This window comes from Shinella sp., from assembly GCF_035998705.1.
GTDB lineage: Bacteria > Pseudomonadota > Alphaproteobacteria > Rhizobiales > Rhizobiaceae > Shinella.
Window position 1 is genome coordinate 120,131 of record NZ_DASYHH010000017.1, and the last position, 21,049, is coordinate 141,179.

Sequence of the window (21,049 nt, forward strand, 5' to 3'; positions counted from 1 at the left end):
TTCAGTCAAGATTCGCGTAGAATTTCATGGCATTGCCGCGGAACAGCATCTGCCGTTCGTCCTTGCTCATGGGCATGACCAGGGCGCGCTCGGGATCGTCGAAGTCCCAGTGGGGATAGTCCGTTGCAAACATCATCCGATCGAAGCCGATCTGCTCAAACAGGAAGCGCAGGTCTTCGCGCCGCTCGGGCTCGTCGGCAGGCTGCGTCGTGAACCACACATTCTGACGCAGATATTCGGATGGCGGCCGCTTGCAGAGCGGCGTTTCGGTCCGCAGCTTGCGCCAGTGGTTGTCAAGTCGCCAGCCAAGCGACGGCACCCAAGCAAACCCTGCCTCGATCATCACCACACGAAGGCGCGGGAACAGTTCGAACACACCCTCCAGGATCATGCTGGAAACTTGCGCATGGGCGCTGTGGGTCAGGACATGGTGGTCCTCGAGGTAATAATCCGGCCAGCCGCTCGGCGACGGTGCATAGGGCGACGGTCCGCCGACATGGAAGCCTATCGGCATGTCGTTGCGCACCGCCGCTTCGAAGATCGGCCAGTAACGCTTTCGTCCGATCGGTTCCACGGAGCGGGAGCCCAACTGGATCTGCGCGAAGTTGCGATCACCCGCCCAGCGCTCGATCTCGGCAACAGCCAGTTCGGCGTCTTCAGCGCCGATATGGATGGAAGCCTTCAGCCTGGGGTCTCTGGAAGTGAACTCATCCACCTGCCATCGGTTCGTCGCCGTGCAGAGCGCGGCCGACAGGTCGGTGTTGCGTGCATTGTTGGCACCGACGATCGGCTGCAAGATGCCGTATTCGATGCCATGTGCATCGAGATGCTGGGTCTGCATGAATTCGAGATCGGACCCCGGAGGATTGCCATTGGGCGGCCAGGCATCCCGGCGTGCCGTTTCCGGGGTGAAACGCGGATAGGGACCGCCACGGGTCGCATATACGCAATGGGCAAGCGCACCGAACTCGTCGAGGTGCTGGCGCCAACGCTGTTCGAGATAGGGATGAAGCGCTTTCTTGTGTTTCAGCGCGGGATGAATGTCGCAATCCACCATCCTGAGCTTGGTCGCCTTTTCGGAAGGCTCCGGCGCGATATCGTCCGTCATGCTCATTGAATCGTCTCCCTCAGTCGGGGATAGGTCGCCAGCGGATTGTCGCGAGCCATCTTCTCTATGAGACGCGCCGGCACGCCGTCCGGTACAACCCGGTCCCCGGCGAACTGCCAGTGCGGATAATCCGAGGCGTAGAGCAGCATGTCGTCCGAACCGATCTGGTTGAGGACCCGTTCCAGGACCGCCGGGTCGGCAGGACCGTCGATCGGCTGCGCCGTGAGCCTGACATGGCGCCGGACGATGTCGATCGGCGACTCGTTGATCCACGGCACCTCCGGCCGCACCGCGCGCCAGGTCTTGCGCGCGCGCCAGAGAAAACCCGGAAGCCAGGTCACGCCGCTCTCCAGCAACACCACCTTCAGATCCGGAAAGCGCAGGAAGACCCCCTGAGCAATCAGGCTCAGCAACTGGCTCTCGAAGGCGTGGTTGTTTCCAACATAATCCTGCAGGAAATGCGTGGGCCAGCCGTTCGTCGTCGGCGCATAGCGGTAGAGGCTTCCGGCATGAAGACCGATCGGCAGAGCATGGCGCTGCGCCGCCTCGAAAATCGGCCAGTAGTGTTCCTTGCCGAGCATCATATCCAGCGCCACCGGCATCAGGATCTGGACGAAGCGTCGGTCACCGGAGATGCGCTCGATCTCTTCCACGGCGAGGCGCGGATTCTGGGTCGGCACGACGATAGACGCGCGAAGCCGCGGGTCACGGTCCAGCCACTCCGCGCGCAGCCAATCATTGACCGCAGAACAGATCGCGGCCGCCATGGTTTCGCTGATCGCGAAAGAACCGCCATAGAGGACATTGCAGATGGCGAGACCGGCACCGAATCCATCAAGGGCATGCCGTTGCAGCAATTCAAGCCGGCTGGCGCCGACGGCATCGCCCTCACGCCAGTCCGGACGACAGGCAAGGGGCGAATTCGGCAGGTAGCTGGCGGGCTGGAACCCATCCTGTCCGCGGGCGATGAACGCCTCGCGCCAATAGTCGCTCATGTAAGGCAAAAGCGCCTTGATGGTCGGAACGCCGGGATGGATATCGCAATCGATGACATTGGCAACGGACACCTGTGACACTCCCGCTTCGTTATTCTGGCCCGGCAATCGCTCGTCTTCGGGGCGCGCCTAGAACTCGACCACCACATAGTGGTCCTCGACCGACACGCCGAATGTTTCCAGGACATAGGGGCCTGCAACCAGCGCCTCGCCCGGCTCGATGCTCAGATCGTAGGCCTTTGTCCGAAATCGGCGGGGGTCGCACCACGATTGGCCGGTCCGCAGATCGAATTCCCAGCTGTGCCAGGGGCAGCGTACAAACTCGCCGGGCCGGGAATGGCAGAACTTTCCCGGCTCCGAAGATGTAGTCAAACCAACCGTTGTGCCCGTGGACAGACTGCCCCCCTGATGCGGACAGGCATCGGATATCCCGAACAGTTCGCCGCCCACATTGAAAACAGCAATGTCGCGCCCCGCCACGTGGACGAGTTTTTGCGTGCCCGGCGGAATATCAGCCAGCAGCGCAACTATAAATTTTCCCACGATTCCCATCCCATCACGGACGCCGAAATCTTCTCCCCGGCGCCTCGCAATCACGTTTGGCTTTGTTAGGAAAAAGCTAACAGGAAAAATTTGATAGCGCAACTTTGTTTGGGTATTTTTCGCTCGACTTGACGTTAAACGTTTCATACGCCACAACAAAAGCCTATCATTAGAGAGAACACCGATGGCCTCCAACCGGGTAACAATCCAAGATCTTGCAGACCAGCTGGGGCTTTCAAAATTCTCTGTTTCGCGCGCGCTCTCAGGGAAAGCGGGCGTGGGCGAAAGCACGAGAAGCCGGGTTATCCGCGCCGCGCACGCCATGGGTTACCGGGTCCAGCAGGATGTAAGCTACACGGCCGGCCATATTCTTTTCATCCGCCAGGAAATCGATCCCGTCAGCAGTGAGCTTTGGCTGAACATCATGCATGGCGCCGAACGCGAGGGAGAGAAGCTGGGCTTCATGATCGTGCCGCGGCAGGCGCATTATCTGAGCGACGCAGCACAGATGGAATCGTCCGTCGTCGGCATGATACTGGCCGTACCCAAGCCGTCCGACTGGACCGCAGTCGCAACAAAAACCGGCCTTCCGGTCGTCTGCGCCAGCTATGCCGGCCCGATGGAACAGGTCGACCAGGTGGTCGGGGCCGACTGGGAATCGGGTTATGGCGTGGCACAAATGCTGCTGCGGCTCGGACACCGTCAGATGGCCTTCGTTCACGGGAACGAAACCCCCATGGGCCGGGCGGAACGCTTCCGCGGCTTCCGCGACGGCGCTTTGAGCGCAGCCGACGCCCATGTCGACGACATCGTGTTTGACGAATCGGCAGGCTTCCGCGGTGCCTTTCTGACCTATCTACGATCGGGAAAATCTCCGACCGCGCTGTTCTGCGCCCATGACGGCATCGCAATCACCGTGGTTTCCGAACTGCTGCGCCTCGGCGTTCGCGTGCCGGAAGAAATCTCGGTGGTCGGCTTCAACGATTTTGCGTCCGCACTGCATGTCTCGCCGCGACTGACGACAGTTCGAACACCCCAGGTTGAAATGGGCGCCGCCATGGTTCGTTGTATCAGCGAACGGCTGGCCAGTGCCGACGCACGCAAGCGTCCGCCGGTCAGACTGGCACTGGTGTCCGAAATCATCGAACGGGAATCCACGGCCCGCGCCGGCTCGACAGGCTGGCGCACGAGGGTGCTGGCCGCAGCCAGCTGACCATCGTCGAAATTCGGCCGTCTCACCTTTTTCACCCCACGATCGCAGGCGGAGATAACGCAAGCGCGCGAACGCGGCTGTGCGCTTGACAAGCAGAGCATCAGCTGCAATTCTTATTGGAATATCACCAATTCACATTTGAATTTATTCTCCGTAACCTTCGCAGAGGTCCCGAACCAGGGCAGGGAGAGACGCCAACATAACAAAAGTTGATAATGCCGCAATTTTGTTGCGCATATTGTTGACTTAAAAACAGCGCGGAGATTATGGTCGCATACAGACAGGAGGAGGAAGCCTTGTCTGCAATCGTTGCTCGGAGGCTGGCGCGCGGCAAGGCGCCGCGAGCGGCTTTCAATCGGGAGGAGTTTCAGATGATGAGCAAATATCGCGCGCTCTTGGGGGCCAGCATGTTGGCCGTGGCGGCCGTCCAGCCGGCCGGAGCGGCCGAAAAGGCCGAGGTTCTTCATTGGTGGACGACGCAGTCGCAGTCGAAGGCCGTAAAAGTCTTTGCGGACGCCTTCTCGGCCGCCGGCGGTGAGTGGGTAGACAACGCCATCGTCAATGGCGACGTCGCGAAGCCGACCGGCATCAACCGCATCGTCGGAGGCAATCCCCCGACCGTGATGATGATGAATGCGGGAAAGCAGTTTGGCGAGCTCGCCGATCAGGGCCTGTTGCGCAACCTCGACGATGTTGCCGCCGCGGAGGGTTGGCAGGCATCTCTTCCCGCAGACGTTCTGGCCGCCGTCAGCCGCGACGGCCACATCTATGCCGTCCCGGTCAACCTGCAGACACCCAACTGGCTGTGGTACAACAAGGCGTTGTTCGAGAAGTTTGGCGTGGAGGAGCCGAAGACCTGGGAGGACTTCTTCGCGGTCGCCGACACGTTCCAGCAGGGCGGCATCATCCCCTTGGCTTTCGGGGCGCAGGCCTGGCAACAGCACCAGCTCTTCAATGGCGTTCTCGCCGGCGCCGGCGGCAGGGACTTGTATATGTCGGTCTTCCGCGACAAGAACCCGGAAGCCGTCAGGGGGGCCGAATTCAAGCGCGTGGCGGAGGTATATGCCAAGCTGCGCAGCTATACGGATCCCGGCTCGCCGAACCGCTCCTTCAACGAGGCCGCCTCGATGGTGATTACCGGCAAGGCCGCCATGCATATCATGGGCGACTGGGAGAAAGGCGAATTCACATCCGCCGGTTGGGTCGCGGGAAAGGATTACGGGTGTGTGCTCGGTCTTGGCGAGCAAAACTTCCTGATGGATTCCAACGTCTTCATCATGCCTGAAACCAGGTCCGAAAGCGGAGCCAAGGCGCAGGACCTGATGGCCAGGGTGATGCTGGACAAAGATGTCCAGGTGGAATTCAACAATCTCAAGGGATCCATACCGGTCCGCAACGATGTCGACACGTCCGGCCTCGATGCCTGCTCCAAGATCGGGCTTGAAGCCCTGAAAGATCCCGGCAAGCAATTGGCCGGGCCGGACTGGCTCGCGGGTGCAGACATGCTCAATTCGCTGGCCGACGTGGTCGTGGAATATTGGGCGACACCATCCGAAACACCCGAGCAGTTCGCGGAAAAATATGCGGCCGTGCTCGCGGAATTCCAGGAATAACAACCTCCCAGACGACCAGCTCGGGCGGCAGGCGACTGCCGCTCCTTTTTCCAGGCAGGCACCGGAAAGTCTCGATGAAACAGGGTTCCATTCGCTGGAGTGTATATGCAGGGCTGACACCCGCCATCCTGATCGTGGTCTTTGCCTATGTCGGCACGATGATCTGGACAATTGGCATTTCCTTCACCGACAGCCGGATGCTGCCGGTCGCGCGCTTTGCCGGGATTTCGCAGTATGTCAGGCTGTTCGGTTCCGACCGCTGGCTCACCTCGCTTCAGAACATGGTATTGTTCGGAGTCTTGATGATCGGCATTTCTCTGGCACTCGGCTTTCTGCTCGCGGTCGCGCTGGACCAGCGCGTGCGCGCCGAGGGCTTTCTGCGCACCGTCATTCTTTATCCCTATGCCATGAGCTTCATCGTCACCGGCCTCGTCTGGCAGTGGATTCTCGGTCCGACGCTCGGCATCCAGGAGACCGTGCGCGGATGGGGCTTTGAAAATTTCCGCTTCGACTGGATCGTGCAGAAGGAAACCGCAATCTATTGCGTGGTCCTCGCCGGTATCTGGCATGCAGCCGGCCTTGTGATGGCGATCATGCTGGCCGGCTTGCGCGGCATAGACCAGGATCTCTGGAAGGCATCGCGCATCGACGGCATCAAGCCCTGGCGCTTCTATCTTCACATTGTCATACCAATGCTGCGGCCGAGCTTCATCAGTTCCACCGTTCTGCTCTCGCTTGGCGTTGTGAAGCTCTACGACCTCGTCCTTGTGCTGACCGGCGGCGGTCCCGGCTTCTCGTCGGACGTGCCGGCCAAATTCGTCATGGACTACCTTTTCCAGCGGCAGAACATCGGATTGGCCACGGCTGCCGCCACCACGCTGCTTATCACGGTGCTCTGCGTGCTGACGCCATGGCTTTATGCCGAGTATTTTCGTGCAGAACGGCCGAAGGATTAGTCCCGTGACCGCTCCGACCCATAGTATTGCAAGCACGCCGATCGGCGAGGGACCGACAGGCAGCGCCCCGAAAAGGTTCGGTCCCGCACGTCTGGGCATCTATGCCTTCCTAGTGATATCGGCGCTGTTTTTCCTGTTGCCGCTTTATGTGATGGTCGTGACCTCGGTAAAGCCGATGGCCGAGATCCGGGCGGGCGGGCTCTTTGCCCTGCCGATGGACATGACCTTTGAACCCTGGGTGACAGCGTGGTCGAGCGCCTGCACCGGTCTCGATTGCCGGGGTATCAGCCCTGGGTTCTGGAATTCCGTCCAGATCCTCATACCCTCTGTCTTCCTCTCCATCTTCGTTGGCGCGCTGACAGGCTATGCCCTTTCCTTCTGGCGGGTCCGCGGCGCGAACCTGTTGTTTGCAGTGCTGCTGATGGGTGCCTTTCTGCCCTACCAGGTGTTCATCTATCCGCTGGTGCGCATCTATTCCGCCACAGGCATGTTCAGCACCATCTACGCGCTGGTGCTGACCCATGTCAGCTTCGGATTGCCGGTGATGACGCTGTTGTTCCGCAACTATTATGCCGGCATACCGATCGACCTCTTCAAGGCTGCGCGCGTCGATGGCGGGCGCTTCTTCTCGATCTTCTTCCGGCTGATGCTGCCGATGTCCGTGCCCATGCTGGTCGTGGCCGTCATCCTCCAGGTCACCGGCATCTGGAACGATTTCATCATGGGCCTGACCTTCGGCGGTCTCGCCAACCGGCCGATGACGGTGCAACTCACCAATCTCGTGGCCCCGACCGAGGGCGAGATTGCCTACAACGTCAACATGGCCGCCACCATCATGACAGCGGCCGTTCCCCTGGTCGTCTACTTCATTTCCGGCCGCTGGTTCGTTCGGGGCATCGCCGCAGGTGCAGTCAAAGGGTAAGTCTTCATGTCCAGCGTTTCCATACGAAACCTGAAAATCACCTTCGGTGCGTTGAACGTGCTTGAAACCCTCAATCTGGAAGTTGCGGAGGGCGAATTCATCGTGCTCCTCGGGCCCTCCGGCTGCGGCAAATCCACACTCCTCAATGCGATTGCCGGTTTGCTCGACATCACCGATGGCCAGATCTGGATCAACGGCCGCAACGTCACGTGGTCCGAACCGCATGATCGCGGCATCGGCATGGTATTTCAGTCCTATGCGCTGTATCCGCGGCTGACGGTCGAAGGCAATCTGTCCTTCGGGCTGAAGATGGCCGGGACACCGAAGGCGGAGATAGCCCGGCGCGTCGCGGACGCCGCCCGCATCCTGCAACTCGAACCGCTGTTGAAGCGACAGCCGGCCCAGTTGTCCGGTGGACAGAGACAACGCGTCGCGATCGGCCGAGCGCTGGTGCGCGACGCCCATGTCCTGCTGTTCGACGAGCCACTGTCCAACCTCGACGCCAAGTTGCGCACGGAGTTGCGGGTAGAAATCAAGCGGCTTCACAAGAGCCTCGGCTCGACGATGATCTTCGTCACCCATGACCAGGTCGAGGCGCTGACGCTCGCCGATCGGGTCGCCGTCATGCACAACGGGGTCATCCAGCAGTTCGCTACCCCAAAGGAAATCTACCAGCGCCCGATCAACCGATTTGTCGCCAGCTTCGTCGGCTCTCCGCAGATGAACTTTCTGACCGGAACCATACATCGCAGGGAAGAGGCCTCTCTTTTCAGACTGACGGACGGTACGGAAATCGATCTCACGGGCTATCCGTTCCGCCTGCCGGTGGAAGATCGGCAACCCGCCACCCTCGGCATTCGCCCGGAGCAGGCGCATTTGCAGCCATCTTCAAAGCACCCGGCTCCGCTGAAGGCGCTGTTCACGATCGAGGAGCCGATGGGACCGGATACCCTTCTTTGGGGCACCGTGGCGGGAGAGACCTTTTCGATCCGCATCGCCGCCGATCAGGTGGCCGTCATCGGAGAAGAATGCCAGGTTCATGTCAATATCGCCCATACCTCGTTGTTCAACGAGGCGGGAGAGCGGCTGTGAGCGCACTCCACGACCCGGGCCTGCGACTAGCGCAGCAGACTCTGCCCACCATCGATCCATATCGGCGTGCCGGTGATGTGCCGCGCCAGATCGGACGACAGGAAAGCGATCGCCGATGCCACGTCATCGCTGGCGCCCGGACGACCGCCGGTGATCGGGATATCGCCCTCGGGCCAGACGACGGGAATGCGAGCAGCATCCTGATTGCGCTTGATGGTGCTGTCGGGAATGTTCGTCGCGATCAAACCCGGGCAGACGGCATTGATGCGAATGCCGGATTTGCCGAGTTCCAGGGCAAGCTGCTGCACCATGGCGAGCTGGGCCGCCTTGGTCGCCGAGTAGGCCGTCGCGCCGGCCGTGGTGAATGTGCGAGTACCGTTGATCGACGATACCACCACGATCGAACCGCCGCCCGCGGCCTTGAGATGGGGAACCGTGTGATGGATCGTCAGATAGGTCCCGCGCAGGTTGACGGCGATGGTCTTGTCCCACTCCTCGGGCTGAAGATCGTCAATCGGCGCCCATACCCCGTTGATGCCGGCATTGGCAATGACGCAGTCGAGCCGCCCCCACCGCGCGATCACCTGTTCGACAGCTCTTTTCATGTCGGCCTCCTGGCTGACATCGGCCGTCAGCGCCATCGCCTGGCCGCCACCGCCTTCTATTTCCTCCTGCGCCTTGAGAATCTCGCTCTGCGTCCTGCTCAAGACCGCAACCCTCGCGCCACTGGCCGCCATCATCATGGCAGTCGCCTTTCCGATGCCGGAACCCGCCCCCGTCACCAACACCACTTTGCCTGTCAAATCCATTCGATCCTCACCACGAGACGTGCGCCAAATTCGGTTATATTTATGCGCAATATTTGGATGAATTTACATAACAAAACTTAGATTTCTAGTCTAAGTTTTTGTTTTCGATGGATTTTTGTTTTTCACGATCACCACCATTGGCGATCACCACATGGAAGGAGACAAAACCATGACTGCAGTAGCCTCACCGGCCAAGGCCGCGAGGATCATGCACACCATGATCCGCGTCGGCGACCTCAAGCGCTCGATCGATTTCTACCAGACGTACTTCGGCATGAGTGTCATCCGCACGATCGACGTGCCGGACGGTAAATACACAAACGTATTCATTGGCTACGGCGAAGAAAAAATCGATCCGCTGATCGAGCTTACCTACAATTACGGCGTCGAAACCTATGAAAAAGGCAATGGATTCGGGCATCTCGCCATCGGCGTTCCGGATATCTACGCGGCCTGCGAGGCCATGCGCAAGGAAGGCGTCAAGATCGTCCGGGAGCCCGGTCCCGTGAAGTTCGGAACCACCGTCATCGCCTTTGTCGATGATCCGGACGGTTACCGCATCGAACTCATCCAGGAAAGCAAGTAACTCGGAGTTATGACGATGGAATATACGAAATTGGGCAAGTCGGGGTTGGAGGTCTCGCGCATCTGCTTGGGATGCATGACCTTCGGCGAGCCGGACCGCGGCAATCCGAAATGGACTCTCACGGAAGAGGACAGCCGCCCGCTGATCAAGAAGGCGATCGAACTTGGCGTCAACTTCTTCGATACCGCCAATATCTACTCCAACGGTACGAGCGAAGAGATCGTCGGGCGTGCATTGAAGGACTACGCCAAGCGCGACGAGATCGTGCTCGCGACCAAGATCAACTCGCCGCTGCGTGACGGACCCAATGCCAAGGGCCTGTCGCGAAAGGCGATCATGCAGGAAATCGATCACAGCCTGCGCCGGCTCGGCACTGATTATGTGGATCTCTATCAGATCCACCGCTGGGACCCGGTAACGCCGATCGAGGAAACCCTCGAAGCGCTTTCCGATCTCGTGAAGATCGGCAAGGTTCGCTATATCGGCGCATCCTCGATGCATGCCTGGAAATTCGCCAAGGCGCTCTACTTGTCGGATTACAAGGGATGGGCGCGCTTCATCTCCATGCAGAACCATTATAACCTGCTGAACCGGGAGGAAGAGCGGGAAATGGTGCCGCTCTGCGCAGCCGAAGGCGTGGGCCTCATTCCCTGGAGCCCGCTTGCCCGCGGATTGCTCGCACGCGAAGACGGACATGAATCGCTTCGCAAGGGTACGGACCTTCTGCGTCCGGTGCTTTACGGCGACACGGAAGATGCGGACGGACGGGTCATCAACGCGGTTGCCAATGTTGCCAAACGTCACGGCGTGCCGCGTGCCCGCATCGCCATCGCCTGGCTGCTGTCCAACCCGGCGGTTGCCGCGCCGATCGTCGGCGTCAGCCGCGAAAGCCAGATCGTCGATGCCGCCGAGGCCGTGTCCATCCGGCTGACGCCGGAAGACCTGGCGGAACTGACCGAGCACTACGTGCCCCACAAGATCATGGGCTTCGAATAAACAACAAGGGGCGGCCGGATGATCCGGCCGCCCTTCCATGTGTCGCAAGCTGACAGAGGTCAAAAGCCGCCCCTCGGAGGCCGGTTTTCTGTTTCCTCAAATCTCCTCGTCGAATAGCGGCTCAGGCACGCCGGCCACCGGCGCCCTCATCGCAAACAAGCTGCCTGAATGCGGGAACTGTGCCATCTCCTCGGCCGGCCTGCGGCTTCCGGCCGTCGTGACATAGAGGGTGCGCATATCGACACCACCAAATGCCGGCATGGTCGGGCATTTAACCGGAACCGGATATTCAGCCATCAAGTCGCCTCGTGGTGAAAACCGCCGGACGACTGCCGCCCCGAAGATCGCCAGCCAGTAGCAGCCTTCGACATCCATCGTTGCACCATCCGGCCGCGCGGCAGAATCGTCGGGGATGTCGATCAGCACGCGATTGCCCGCTATGCTTCCGGTCGACCGGTCGAAATCCTGCACGGTCACTTTCGAGGCAGGCGAGTCCACGTGATACATCGTTGCGCCGTCCGGCGAGAACGCCAGGCCATTTGATGTCATCAACCCGTCCATCAGCGGAGCAAGGCCACCACTGTCATAGCGATAGAGCTTCGCTTGGTGTTGGCGTGATTCATCGACGGTGCCCACATATAGACGGCCGTCCGGTCCGACGCGGCCATCATTGAACCGGCTGAACTCGGTTCCCTCGGGGTTGTCGGCGAGCTTTGCAAGTTTACGACCCTGCCCGTCCAGCCGCCAGATGCCCGACCTCAGACCGGCGATGAAGCCGCCACCGTGGCAAAGGCCGATGCAGCCTATCTCCTCCTCCAGCATGAACCGCTGGAGCTTGCGGGTCACCGGATCAAACCGGTTGATCGAAGGGCCGCGGATATCGACAAAATAAAGAACCTGCTCCGCCGCGCTCCAGACCGGACTTTCTCCGAGCTGCGAGCGACTGTCTGCCACCAGACGAAACATGCCCTCCTCCAGAGTTTGATCCTCCATTGGCAGCTCCCTACTTCACAATCTTGTTGCGCAGCCACTCCTCGTATTCCGGCCGGGCGTCGTCGTGAAGCGGGTAGTAGCGCTTGAGTTCGCCACCAGCCAGCAGGCGCTCCTTGGAGAATTCCTCCCACTCGTGATGCGTTGATGCCCGCTTGATCAGTTCCTCGGCATGGCCGACCGGAACGACCACCGCACCGTCATCATCGGCGACGATGATGTCACCGGGCATGACAAATACGTCGCCGCAGGCAATCGGCACATTGACACCCCAGGGCATCAGATCCGTCTGAGTGTGGAAGTTCGGCGTCAGGCCGCGAACCCAAATGCCGAGATCGAGATGCTTGGCATTGGGATAATCCCGGAGGCAGCCATCGATCACCACGCCGGCGCCGCCCTTGCCCTGGAAATAGGTAAGCATCATCTCGCCAAAAATGCCGCTCTTCATGTCTCCGCGCGCATCCACGACAACCACGTCTCCGGGCTGGGTGTGATACAGCACATGCCGGTGTACCTGCTTTTCCGGTTGCGCATACTCATCCGCGTCCTGAAGGTCCTCGCGCTTCGGCACGAATTGCAGGGTCAGGGCCGGACCACACATGACGGTGCCTTCCTTTTTGGTGACCGGGCCGTAGATATGGGTGTTGCGAATGCCCATCTTGCTGAGCTGGCTCGATGAGGTGGCCGCGCCGATGTTCCTGATGGCATCCACCCATTCGCGCGGCGGCCGTTTGATGTCGTGTGTCTCGATCATGAAAATGTCCTGTCTCTTGCCCCGTCGCGTTCAATCGGAGCGCAACCGAGGCTGTTGATTTCTGGTGGAATGGCACTGCCTTTCCGGCGGCCCGTTCGGCAACGCGGCCGTTTCGCTATGTCAGCATCGATCCCCCCATGTTGGCTGTCACCAACGGTACCAGTTCATATATAAACTAATGACATTCATTTAAGAATGAAGCTTGACAAAGCCGGTGTCAATGAAGGAATGGAACAGACCGGAAAAAATCAAAGGTTGCTGCAAATGGGAATTTACGTCATTCGTAGCTGAATGACCGCCGGGGGCCTCTGATGAGCGACGACATCCATCAAGACAACAAGGACAAGTATGGCGTTCCGGTGCTGGAGCGGATGATGGAAATCCTGTCATCGCTTGAGCTTCAGCCGGCGGGAGAAACCATCCGAAGCCTTTCCGACCAGTTGTCCGTGCCCCGTAGTACGGTCTACCGCATCCTCAATACCTTGCACGCGCACAACGTGGTGCAACGACGGCTCGACGGCACCTATGTACTGGGGCCGAGGCTGCTTAGCCTGGCATCGAAAGTGAGCTCGGAAGCCGCCTTCGACCTGGTGGCCCTCGCCCAGCCGATCATGAAGAGGCTGGCAGAGACGACAGGCGAGGCAAACAAGCTGTCCGTGCTGGACAATCAGGCCGTGGTCGTGGTCGCCTCCTTCGCCGGACAGGGACAGTATGCTCTCAATCCGGCGGTCGGGCAGTCCTTTCCCCTTCATGCCGGCGCCGCCAGCAAGATGCTTCTGGCGCATTTGGAAGCAGACGCGATCGACAGGTTCCTGGCCGGCCCCCTGCCGAAATACACGCCTCGCACCATCATCGATCCCGCCAAACTGTCCAGCGAGTTGAGCAAAATCCGCAAGCAGGGATGGGCAAGCGACAGGGGCGAACATGGCGGTAGCGTCTGGGCCGTTGCGGCGCCCGTGACCTCGCCGTCCGGTCGAATGATTGCGGCGCTGAGCATACCCTTTCTGGCGGCCGACAAGGAAAATGAGGAACGGGGCCGGCTGCGCGACCTGGTGATCGAAGCGGCAGCGGATATATCGAGCCGGATTCCGGATATTTGATCGAGCCGCCTCGCCGGCGGCAGCGGGAGGAAAACGTGAAAATCATTGACGTGAAATGCGCTTTGTTCGGGCGCCACCCTGTCGTGCGCCTTGTCACAGACGAGGGACTTTCGGGCTACGGCCAGGTGGAATTCTGGAAGCCCTACGCGAAGGAGCATATCCTGCTGCTCCGCGACATGATCCTTGGCATGGACCCGACCAATGTCGAGCGCGTGATGCTGCGCATCCGTCACCGCGGCGCCTTCAAACCCTGGGGCAGTGCGATCAGCGCCATCGAGATGGCCTGCTGGGATCTCGCCGGCAAAGCGGCGGGCGTCCCGGTCTACAAACTCCTCGGGGGAAAGGTCCGTGATCGCGTCCGCGTCTACAATGGCGGCTTGCGCTTTCCAATGACCGGCTGGGGCCCGGAGGATTATGCCGAAGACGTCCGCAGGATGATAGCGTCCCCCGAAGGGTTCACCATCATCAAGCAGCCCATCGCCTTCCACAGCCCCATGGCGCGACAGGTGGCCGATTTTCACTACGGCGAGGTCACGACGACGCCAATGCCGGGCCTGCGGGACACTGGATACCTTACCAAAAAAGGCTTCGATCATGTCGTCCAATGCGTGGAGGCGATGAAGGAGGTGTGTGGCGATACGGTGGGGCTGGCCCTTGACTGCGGTCCCGGATGGACGCTGCCGGATGCCAAGAAATTCGCCAAGGCGATGGAGCCGCTGAACCTGATGTGGATCGAGGATATGCTGACGGGCGATCAAACGCCCTATGTCAACGCTCCCGCCTACCGCGACCTGACCACAAGCACGACCACCCCGATCCATACCGGGGAGCAGATCTACCTGCGGCAGAACTTCCGCGAATTGATCGAAACCCGAGCGGTCAATATCCTCGGCCCCGACCCCTGCGACGTCGGCGGGATCGCCGAATTGAAACGGGTGGCCGAATATGCCGAGATTCACGGGCTGCTGTTTGCGCCGCACGGCACGGCCAACGGCCTGCTCGGCCTTGCCGCCCTTGTCCAGGTCTCAGCCACCCTGCCCCAGAACTACATCGCCTTCGAAATCCCGGTCGGTGAGCCGGACTGGTGGTACGACATCGTCGAGGGGTTACCCAATCCGATCGTCAGGGACGGATTCGTCGACGTCTGGGATCGCCCCGGCATGGGGGTCGATTTCATCATCGACAAGGCGATCGCCTATCTCACGGAAGAAGATCGTCGCTTCTTCGACTGACGACAGAAGCTCGGACATGTGTTCGATAGCGAGGTGGCGGAGCCGCCTCGCGCCGATGTCGCTCGGCTGGACGTTTTGAAACGACGTGTTTCCTACGCTTTTGAAGGAAGCCCGTTTTCGGCAAGAACCCGCTTGACAGATGGGAAAACCATACTCATTCTAATGCGAACATTATCAGTTCATATTTGAATTAGTAATGTGAAGTGAGGAGGAGGGATGCTTGCCCATCCGAGTTGGAATGACACTGTCGGGAGAGCGGCTTAATCGAGACAATGCGCGGTTCGCGCAACAACTCGGCATCAAGGATGTCGTGGTGCATCTCGGCCGCTATCCGCGCGTCGAGGATTCGGAGCCGTATCTGAGCGGCGGACAACCGGGCCCCATCCTCGGCGACTGCAGCCGCCACGCTCGCTGGACCTACGACGACATGAAGGACGTCGTTGACATGCTTGGCGAACATGGGCTGACGGTTGCGGCGATGGAAAATTTCGCGCCGAACTTCTGGTCTGACATCCTGCTGGACGGTCCGAACAAGCGGCAACAGATGTATGGGTTGAAGCGGCTTGTGGAAGATGCGGGTCGCGCCGGCATCAAGGTCATCGGCTACAATTTCTCGATCGCAGGCGTCTGGGGCTGGCGGCGACTTCCGGTGGGGCGCGGCGGAGCCGTCACATCGGTATTCGATACCGCGAGCTTCGACGCTCAGGCGCCAATTCCCGACGGGATGGTGTGGAACATGCGTTACCGTCCTGCCGTGCCCGGCGCCGCCCCCGTCAGCGTCTCGGAAAGCGAACTCTGGCAACGCCTCGAGTGGTTCCTGAAGGAACTCGTACCGGTCGCCGAAGCGGCCGGAGTGAAACTGGCCGCCCATCCTGACGACCCACCGATGGAAACGTTGCGCGGCACGGCACGGCTGGTCAACCAGCCCGCCAAATACGACCGCCTGCTCTCGGTCATCGACAGCCCGTCCAACGCCCTAGAATACTGCATCGGCTCGCTGCAGGAAATGACCACCGGCAATATCTACGACACGACCCGGCGGTTCGCCCGCTCCGGCCGGATTGCCTATGTCCACTTCCGCAACGTGAAGGGCAAGGTACCCCGCTATGAAGAGACATTCGTCGATAATGGCGACGTGGACATGGCTGAGATCGTCCGCATTCTGCGGGACGAATCCTTCGATGGCGTGATGGTGCCGGACCACGTGCCGGATGTTCACAGCAATGCGCCATGGCACGCCGGCATGGCCTACACCATCGGCTACATGCGGGCCCTCGTCGGACATGCCGACCTGCTTGGCCCCGCGACATATGCTTCAAGCGACGACGCGACCATCTCGCAGGCAGTGTGAGCGTCGCCGGTATTCGAAAACGATCGGGGAGGAGAAACCGATGAAACGCAAAACCAGAATACTCGCCGCAGGACTGGCGCTGATGTTGTCCCACGCGACCTGCGCATCCGCCGCCGATCTGGTGTGGTGGACGATGAACTGGAACGAACAGAAGGCAAAGGATCTAGCAGCCGAGTTCATGAAGGAAAATCCCGGGATAAGCGTTCGCGTCGAGGCGAATGTCGCCGGCGGCCTGCAGAGCCGCATTCTCGTTGCTCTCCAATCGGGCAGCACGCCGGACCTGATCGATGTCCAGAACGGCGTCAACATACCGTTGGCAGAGACCGGCAAGCTGGAACCCCTGCGTGACCATCTGACGGCAGCGGGAGTAAACTTCGACGACGTGCTTCCCGCAAGCCTCGATACCGCCACCTTCAACGGCGAGCTCTACGGCCTGCCCTTCCAGGCAGAAGCCCACGCCCTGATCTACAACAAGGGAGCCTACAAGGAGGCAGGTCTCGATCCCGACAAGCCACCGCAAACCTGGACCGAATTCCTCGATTACGCCAAGGCCCTCACCCGCACCAACAGCGCCGGTCAAAAGGTCTATGGTTACGGCGTATCGGGCGGCGGAGCCGACCAGCCTGGCAATGCCCTCTTTCGCTCGCTGCCTTTCATGTGGATGAATGGGGGCGGCATTCTCGGCCCCGACAACAAGGAAGTGACCATCAATTCTCCGGAGTCGGTGGAAGCCGTCAAGTTTTATGTGGACCTCTTTACCACGTCGAAGGTCTCTCCGCCCTCCACTCTGGAAAACGACTCCAATGCGCTGCGCCGCCTGTTCCAGGTGGGCAATGTCGCCATGATCCCCGGAGCGACCTCCGATATCGAGCGCATTCGCGAAGCTGCCCCCGAGATCGAACTGGGCGTCACTCCGCTGCCCCACCCTGACGGCAAGGAGACGGCTGTCATTCTGGGCGGATGGAACTTCATTATCCCCAAGGACGCACCCAACAAGGAAGCCGCGATCAAGCTGGCCGCCTTCATGTCGAACGCGGGGCGCCAGGCGGCCTACACCACGACCTTCCCTGCCGCGATGTCCGGACTGCAGGCGGAACGTTTCAACGATCCGCTGATGGACGCGCACAAAACCATGCTCCGGCACGCCCGGCCCCAGCCGGCTATCCCGCAATGGGGGCAGATCGGACAGATCTACTACAACTATCTTCAGGAGGCCCTGCTTGAAGGCAGCACGGTTCAGGAGGCGATGAACGCGGCGGCCGAGGAGATCAAATCCGTTCTGTCCCAGTGAACTGATCGACCGCCTCTTTGCAAGAACAGGTTGAACGCGCCCGGCGAGAACGGCCGGGCGCCCAACGACGGGAATTCACATGACATCGCGAAACATCAGTCCCGGCCTCTGGTTCATCCTACCGACCATGCTGCTGCTGGCGACACTGATCATCTACCCGATGCTCTCGACCGTGGAGCTCAGCCTTACCGATGCCAGCGGCGCCTTTGCCGGCATGCGCAACTTCAATGTGGCCATCAGCGCGCCCTCGACCAGGCTGATACTGTTCAACACGGCCTACTACGTCATCGGCTCGGTGGTCTTTCAGCTCCTGCTCGGCATTCTCGCGGGCATCCTCCTCAATCAGCAGTTCGCCGGACGATCCATGGTTCGCTCGCTGATGCTGATCCCGTGGGTCGTGCCGGGCATCGTCGCCGCCATGACCTGGGCGTGGATGTTTCACACCGACTACGGCATCATCAATTACATGCTGATGCAGCTCGGCATTATCTCCCAGCCCGTCGGCTGGCTGACCGATCCCGATACCGTCATGCCGGCCCTGATCGCCGTCAATGCCTGGAAAATGTTTCCCTTCGTGGCCGTGATGGTGCTGGCCGGCCTGCAATCGGTACCCGACGAATTGTATGAGGCGGTGCGGGTGGACGGCGCCAGCTTCTGGCACGAGATCTGGCACATCATGTTGCCGCAGCTCCGGCCCGTCCTGGTTTCCGTGACACTGCTCCTGACCATCTGGGCACTCGACGGTATCACCATCATCTACTCGATCACCAGCGGCGGCCCCGCCAACCGCTCGATGATCTTCCCGATCCAGATCTATGTACAGGCCTTCGAATATTTCGAATTCAACCGCGCAGCCGCGATGGCGGTTCTCTACTTCCTGTTCATCGCGGTGATCATTGTACTCTACATGCGCGTGTTCGCGGCGCAGGATAAGGACTGATCCATGCAAGACAGACGCCGCACCCTTGTCATTTCGCTGCCGGTCGCCTTGCTGGTTCTCGTCGCGGTCTTCCCGTTTCTCTGGATGGCGGTCTCCGCCTTCAAGCCGCTCGCCCAGCTCTACACCATACCGCCGCGCTGGCTGCCGGATCCGCCGACCCTTATCAACTTCAAGACCGTGCTCTTCGAGAGCAACATTCCGCGCTACTTCGTCAATAGCCTTATCATCTCGATCGGCTCGACCTCGTTGGCGCTGATCTTCGCCATCTTCGCGGCCTATGGCTTCGCGCGCTTTGATTTCCGCGGTCGCTCGGCCGCGCTTGCCTTCGTGCTGATCGGGCAGTTGCTGCCCACCGCAACCGTCATCGTGCCACTCTATATCGTTCTCAACTATTTCGGACTGATCAACACCTATCTTGGCTTGATCCTAGTCTATCTGATCCTCACGCTGCCACTCAGCGTCTGGATGCTCACGGGCTACTTCCGCGGCATCCCGAAGGAACTCGAGGATGCCGCCATCATTGATGGCGCTTCCCATCTCGGCGTGCTGTTCCGCATATCGTTGCCGCTGGTGTCCCCCGGCATTATCGCCGTGGCTCTCTATTCCTTCGTCGCGACGTGGAACGAGTTCGTCTTTGCCCTTTCCTTCGCGACCGAAAAGGAAATGAAGACACTGCCGATCGGGCTGGCCGAGTTTTCGACTGAATTCGATACCGATTGGGGCGCGGTCATGGCCGCTTCATTCGTCATGACCCTGCCGATCGCGCTCATCTTTCTGGTGATGCAGCGCATGTTCGTCAGCGGTCTCATGTCCGGCGCCACGAAGGGCTGACGGACGCAAGGGAAAAGGGAGGACCAGCTTTGGCTCAGGTTGAATTGAACAAGGTCGTGAAGAAATATGGGGCTTACGAGGCACTGCACGAAGTCGACATGCGGGTTGAAAACGGCGAGTTCGTCGTGCTTGTCGGCCCGTCAGGCTGCGGCAAGTCCACCCTGCTGCGCATGATCGCCGGCCTTGAAGCCATTTCCAGCGGCGCGATCAGCATCGGCGGACGCGTGGTCAACGACATCAGGCCTAAGGAGCGGGACATCGCCATGGTGTTCCAGTCCTATGCGCTCTATCCGCACATGACCGTGCGCAAGAACATGAGCTTCGCGCTCAAGCTCGCCAGCGTGCCGCAGCCGGAGATCGATGCCGCCGTCGAAAGAGCCGCCTCGATTCTGGGCCTGGGGGAGCTTCTCGACCGCAGGCCGAAGCAACTGTCCGGAGGACAGCGCCAACGCGTAGCCATGGGCCGCGCGATCGTTCGAAATCCGCAGGTCTTCCTTTTCGACGAACCGCTGTCGAACCTGGACGCGAAACTGAGGGTGCAGATGCGCGCCGAGATCCGCGAGCTGCATCAGCGGCTGGGAGCGACCACCGTCTATGTCACCCACGATCAGATCGAAGCCATGACCATGGCGGACAAGATCGTCGTTATGCGCCAGGGTTATATCGAGCAGATAGGCCATCCTCTGGAACTCTATGACCGCCCGGCCAATCTGTTCGTGGCCGGCTTCATTGGCTCCCCGGCCATGAACTTCATCGAGGGCGAGACCTCCGCCGCATCGCCTGCTTCCTTTGTCGCGAAGGACGGCACCAGGATCGCCCTCCCTGCCCGATCGGCAGCCCTTGATGGTCGGCGGGTGATCCTTGCGATCCGGCCAGAGGATCTTGCGGTGGTCGGCGACGGAACACCTGACGCCTTTGCCGGCAAAGTCGTCGGCGTCGAGACCACCGGCCCCGAGAGCGTGATCCTCCTGGAGACCTGCGGCACGCGTGTCTCCCTTGTCCTGCGGGAACGCGCCAGCCTCAGGATCGGCGAGACAGTGCTGCTGCGGGCGAATCCGGCAAAGCTGCATTTCTTCGAGAGCGATGACGATGGCCACCGCATTATCACGTAACCCCCGGCGCTTCCTGGCATCGCTGCTCGGCACGGCCGTGAGGGCTTTGATCTGCAGCACGAGATCCTGCTGAACGAACGGCTACTGCCCTCGGGCGCCGCCATCTCGGCAATGAACGCGGTACGCAAGCATTTCCACCATCAAGGGTGGCCGGCTGGCCGCTTTGACGCGGGCGCGGATGGTCAGTCTGATTGGAAAAGCCGGACCTGTTGGCGGCAGGTGCGGCTTGTCCGAACATCAGCTACAGCAAGCCTGCGCAGTCGCCAACAGGCGGGAATATTCGCAAGCGTCCAGCGCGACAAGCCTTCCGGCGATCGGTATCGAAACGGCCAACCGACCGCACGTCGGCGGGAACATTCTCGACGCGATCAAGCTGGTGAAACACCATCATTCATTTCCCAGGCAGCCAGCGCCGGAGGATGAGTTCGGGCGTTTAACCGCACTTTACGGGAAGGCCACCATCTGACCGTCGCCAGCCGGCTTGCGTTTCGGTAGCGGGCTTTATTTGATTTGGTTGCGGGGGCAGGATTTGAACCTGCGGCCTTCAGGTTATGAGCCTGACGAGCTACCGGGCTGCTCCACCCCGCGTCCAGCGCATTCGGCTTTGCCGAATGT

20 protein-coding genes, 1 tRNA gene and 1 pseudogene are annotated in these 21,049 nt (G+C 60.4%); 15 read left to right on the plus strand and 7 right to left on the minus strand.

Features of this window, described 5'->3' with window-relative positions; genetic code table 11:
- Position 1: 1 nt before the first annotated feature.
- The 3 genes from VGN93_RS13805 to VGN93_RS13815 are packed head-to-tail and all read right to left on the minus strand — an operon-like array spanning position 2 to position 2,646.
- Positions 2 to 1,114 carry an amidohydrolase family protein gene (locus VGN93_RS13805; RefSeq protein ID WP_327507954.1) on the minus strand — a complete coding sequence of 371 codons (1,113 nt, stop codon included), beginning with the start codon at positions 1,112 to 1,114 and terminating at the stop codon, positions 2 to 4.
- The gene (locus VGN93_RS13810) at positions 1,111 to 2,175 is read right to left on the minus strand and encodes an amidohydrolase family protein (protein WP_327507955.1); all 1,065 of its coding nucleotides are present in this window, start codon (positions 2,173 to 2,175) and stop codon (positions 1,111 to 1,113) included. Before VGN93_RS13810 ends, VGN93_RS13805 begins: the two co-directional genes overlap by 4 nt.
- A gap of 57 nt (positions 2,176 to 2,232) precedes the next feature.
- Positions 2,233 to 2,646: a Rieske (2Fe-2S) protein gene (locus VGN93_RS13815; protein WP_319312284.1), complete on the minus strand. Its 414-nt coding sequence runs from the start codon at positions 2,644 to 2,646 to the stop codon at positions 2,233 to 2,235.
- Positions 2,647 to 2,830: 184 nt separating this feature from the next.
- On the opposite strand from VGN93_RS13815, the gene VGN93_RS13820 reads away from it, so the two are divergent.
- The 5 genes from VGN93_RS13820 to VGN93_RS13840 all read left to right on the plus strand — a co-directional run bounded on the left by VGN93_RS13820 (position 2,831) and on the right by VGN93_RS13840 (position 8,442).
- Positions 2,831 to 3,859, plus strand: a complete 1,029-nt coding sequence (locus tag VGN93_RS13820) for a LacI family DNA-binding transcriptional regulator (RefSeq protein ID WP_319310146.1) — start codon at positions 2,831 to 2,833, stop codon at positions 3,857 to 3,859.
- 296 nt (positions 3,860 to 4,155) lie between these two features.
- On the plus strand, positions 4,156 to 5,472 hold the full coding sequence (locus VGN93_RS13825; protein WP_327507956.1) for an ABC transporter substrate-binding protein: 1,317 nt from the start codon (positions 4,156 to 4,158) through the stop codon (positions 5,470 to 5,472).
- A gap of 74 nt (positions 5,473 to 5,546) precedes the next feature.
- A complete protein-coding gene (locus VGN93_RS13830; RefSeq protein ID WP_327507957.1) occupies positions 5,547 to 6,428 on the plus strand; it encodes a sugar ABC transporter permease in 882 nt (293 codons plus the stop codon).
- A 4-nt stretch (positions 6,429 to 6,432) separates the two neighbouring features.
- Complete coding sequence (locus tag VGN93_RS13835) at positions 6,433 to 7,350, plus strand: carbohydrate ABC transporter permease (RefSeq protein ID WP_414714092.1); 918 nt, start codon at positions 6,433 to 6,435, stop codon at positions 7,348 to 7,350.
- Between the two features lie 6 nt (positions 7,351 to 7,356).
- On the plus strand, positions 7,357 to 8,442 hold the full coding sequence (locus tag VGN93_RS13840; protein ID WP_327507958.1) for a sn-glycerol-3-phosphate ABC transporter ATP-binding protein UgpC: 1,086 nt from the start codon (positions 7,357 to 7,359) through the stop codon (positions 8,440 to 8,442).
- A gap of 26 nt (positions 8,443 to 8,468) precedes the next feature.
- Here VGN93_RS13840 and VGN93_RS13845 read toward each other — a convergent pair whose 3' ends face one another.
- Entirely contained in the window at positions 8,469 to 9,251 is a 783-nt protein-coding gene (locus tag VGN93_RS13845) for an SDR family NAD(P)-dependent oxidoreductase (RefSeq protein WP_327507959.1), read from the minus strand.
- A gap of 169 nt (positions 9,252 to 9,420) precedes the next feature.
- Here VGN93_RS13845 and gloA point away from each other — a divergent pair, with 169 nt between their 5' ends.
- Together gloA and VGN93_RS13855 are read left to right on the plus strand one after the other, a co-directional pair.
- On the plus strand, positions 9,421 to 9,837 hold the full coding sequence (gloA, locus tag VGN93_RS13850) for a lactoylglutathione lyase (RefSeq protein ID WP_327507960.1): 417 nt from the start codon (positions 9,421 to 9,423) through the stop codon (positions 9,835 to 9,837).
- A 15-nt stretch (positions 9,838 to 9,852) separates the two neighbouring features.
- On the plus strand, positions 9,853 to 10,833 hold the full coding sequence (locus tag VGN93_RS13855; protein WP_319310134.1) for an aldo/keto reductase: 981 nt from the start codon (positions 9,853 to 9,855) through the stop codon (positions 10,831 to 10,833).
- 96 nt (positions 10,834 to 10,929) lie between these two features.
- Here VGN93_RS13855 and VGN93_RS13860 read toward each other — a convergent pair whose 3' ends face one another.
- Positions 10,930 to 11,826, minus strand: coding sequence for an SMP-30/gluconolactonase/LRE family protein (locus tag VGN93_RS13860; RefSeq protein WP_327507961.1), 897 nt, complete (start codon positions 11,824 to 11,826; stop codon positions 10,930 to 10,932).
- Between the two features lie 10 nt (positions 11,827 to 11,836).
- The gene (locus VGN93_RS13865) at positions 11,837 to 12,577 is read right to left on the minus strand and encodes a ribonuclease activity regulator RraA (RefSeq protein ID WP_327507962.1); all 741 of its coding nucleotides are present in this window, start codon (positions 12,575 to 12,577) and stop codon (positions 11,837 to 11,839) included.
- Positions 12,578 to 12,888: 311 nt separating this feature from the next.
- On the opposite strand from VGN93_RS13865, the gene VGN93_RS13870 reads away from it, so the two are divergent.
- The 8 genes and pseudogenes from VGN93_RS13870 to VGN93_RS31310 form a co-directional block, all read left to right on the plus strand.
- Positions 12,889 to 13,677, plus strand: coding sequence for an IclR family transcriptional regulator (locus VGN93_RS13870; protein ID WP_319310126.1), 789 nt, complete (start codon positions 12,889 to 12,891; stop codon positions 13,675 to 13,677).
- Between the two features lie 35 nt (positions 13,678 to 13,712).
- Complete coding sequence (locus VGN93_RS13875; protein WP_319310124.1) at positions 13,713 to 14,909, plus strand: mandelate racemase/muconate lactonizing enzyme family protein; 1,197 nt, start codon at positions 13,713 to 13,715, stop codon at positions 14,907 to 14,909.
- Positions 14,910 to 15,147: 238 nt separating this feature from the next.
- Positions 15,148 to 16,260 (plus strand): mannonate dehydratase, encoded by a 1,113-nt coding sequence (locus VGN93_RS13880; RefSeq protein ID WP_327507963.1) that lies wholly within the window; start codon positions 15,148 to 15,150, stop codon positions 16,258 to 16,260.
- A gap of 40 nt (positions 16,261 to 16,300) precedes the next feature.
- Complete coding sequence (locus VGN93_RS13885) at positions 16,301 to 17,551, plus strand: ABC transporter substrate-binding protein (protein WP_327507964.1); 1,251 nt, start codon at positions 16,301 to 16,303, stop codon at positions 17,549 to 17,551.
- Between the two features lie 79 nt (positions 17,552 to 17,630).
- A complete protein-coding gene (locus VGN93_RS13890) occupies positions 17,631 to 18,491 on the plus strand; it encodes a sugar ABC transporter permease (protein ID WP_327507965.1) in 861 nt (286 codons plus the stop codon).
- Between the two features lie 3 nt (positions 18,492 to 18,494).
- On the plus strand, positions 18,495 to 19,322 hold the full coding sequence (locus tag VGN93_RS13895) for a carbohydrate ABC transporter permease (RefSeq protein ID WP_327507966.1): 828 nt from the start codon (positions 18,495 to 18,497) through the stop codon (positions 19,320 to 19,322).
- Positions 19,323 to 19,351: 29 nt separating this feature from the next.
- Entirely contained in the window at positions 19,352 to 20,434 is a 1,083-nt protein-coding gene (locus VGN93_RS13900) for a sn-glycerol-3-phosphate ABC transporter ATP-binding protein UgpC (RefSeq protein ID WP_327507967.1), read from the plus strand.
- Between the two features lie 39 nt (positions 20,435 to 20,473).
- Positions 20,474 to 20,627 (plus strand): annotated as a pseudogene (locus VGN93_RS31310) (DUF4147 domain-containing protein); the annotation flags it as partial.
- A 318-nt stretch (positions 20,628 to 20,945) separates the two neighbouring features.
- Here VGN93_RS31310 and VGN93_RS13905 read toward each other — a convergent pair.
- Positions 20,946 to 21,022, minus strand: a tRNA-Met gene (locus tag VGN93_RS13905).
- Between the last annotated feature and the right edge of the window lie 27 nt (positions 21,023 to 21,049).

Coding starts and splice junctions, on each gene's coding strand:
- VGN93_RS13830 (WP_327507957.1), top strand. CDS start 5,547: ATGAAACAGGGTTCCATTCGCTGGAGTGTATATGCAGGGCTGACACCC.
- VGN93_RS13860 (WP_327507961.1), bottom strand. CDS start 11,826: ATGGAGGATCAAACTCTGGAGGAGGGCATGTTTCGTCTGGTGGCAGAC.
- VGN93_RS13880 (WP_327507963.1), top strand. CDS start 15,148: ATGACACTGTCGGGAGAGCGGCTTAATCGAGACAATGCGCGGTTCGCG.
- VGN93_RS13865 (WP_327507962.1), bottom strand. CDS start 12,577: ATGATCGAGACACACGACATCAAACGGCCGCCGCGCGAATGGGTGGAT.
- VGN93_RS13895 (WP_327507966.1), top strand. CDS start 18,495: ATGCAAGACAGACGCCGCACCCTTGTCATTTCGCTGCCGGTCGCCTTG.
- VGN93_RS13885 (WP_327507964.1), top strand. CDS start 16,301: ATGAAACGCAAAACCAGAATACTCGCCGCAGGACTGGCGCTGATGTTG.
- gloA (WP_327507960.1), top strand. CDS start 9,421: ATGACTGCAGTAGCCTCACCGGCCAAGGCCGCGAGGATCATGCACACC.
- VGN93_RS13870 (WP_319310126.1), top strand. CDS start 12,889: ATGAGCGACGACATCCATCAAGACAACAAGGACAAGTATGGCGTTCCG.
- VGN93_RS13855 (WP_319310134.1), top strand. CDS start 9,853: ATGGAATATACGAAATTGGGCAAGTCGGGGTTGGAGGTCTCGCGCATC.
- VGN93_RS13845 (WP_327507959.1), bottom strand. CDS start 9,251: ATGGATTTGACAGGCAAAGTGGTGTTGGTGACGGGGGCGGGTTCCGGC.
- VGN93_RS13840 (WP_327507958.1), top strand. CDS start 7,357: ATGTCCAGCGTTTCCATACGAAACCTGAAAATCACCTTCGGTGCGTTG.
- VGN93_RS13890 (WP_327507965.1), top strand. CDS start 17,631: ATGACATCGCGAAACATCAGTCCCGGCCTCTGGTTCATCCTACCGACC.
- VGN93_RS13805 (WP_327507954.1), bottom strand. CDS start 1,114: ATGAGCATGACGGACGATATCGCGCCGGAGCCTTCCGAAAAGGCGACC.
- VGN93_RS13820 (WP_319310146.1), top strand. CDS start 2,831: ATGGCCTCCAACCGGGTAACAATCCAAGATCTTGCAGACCAGCTGGGG.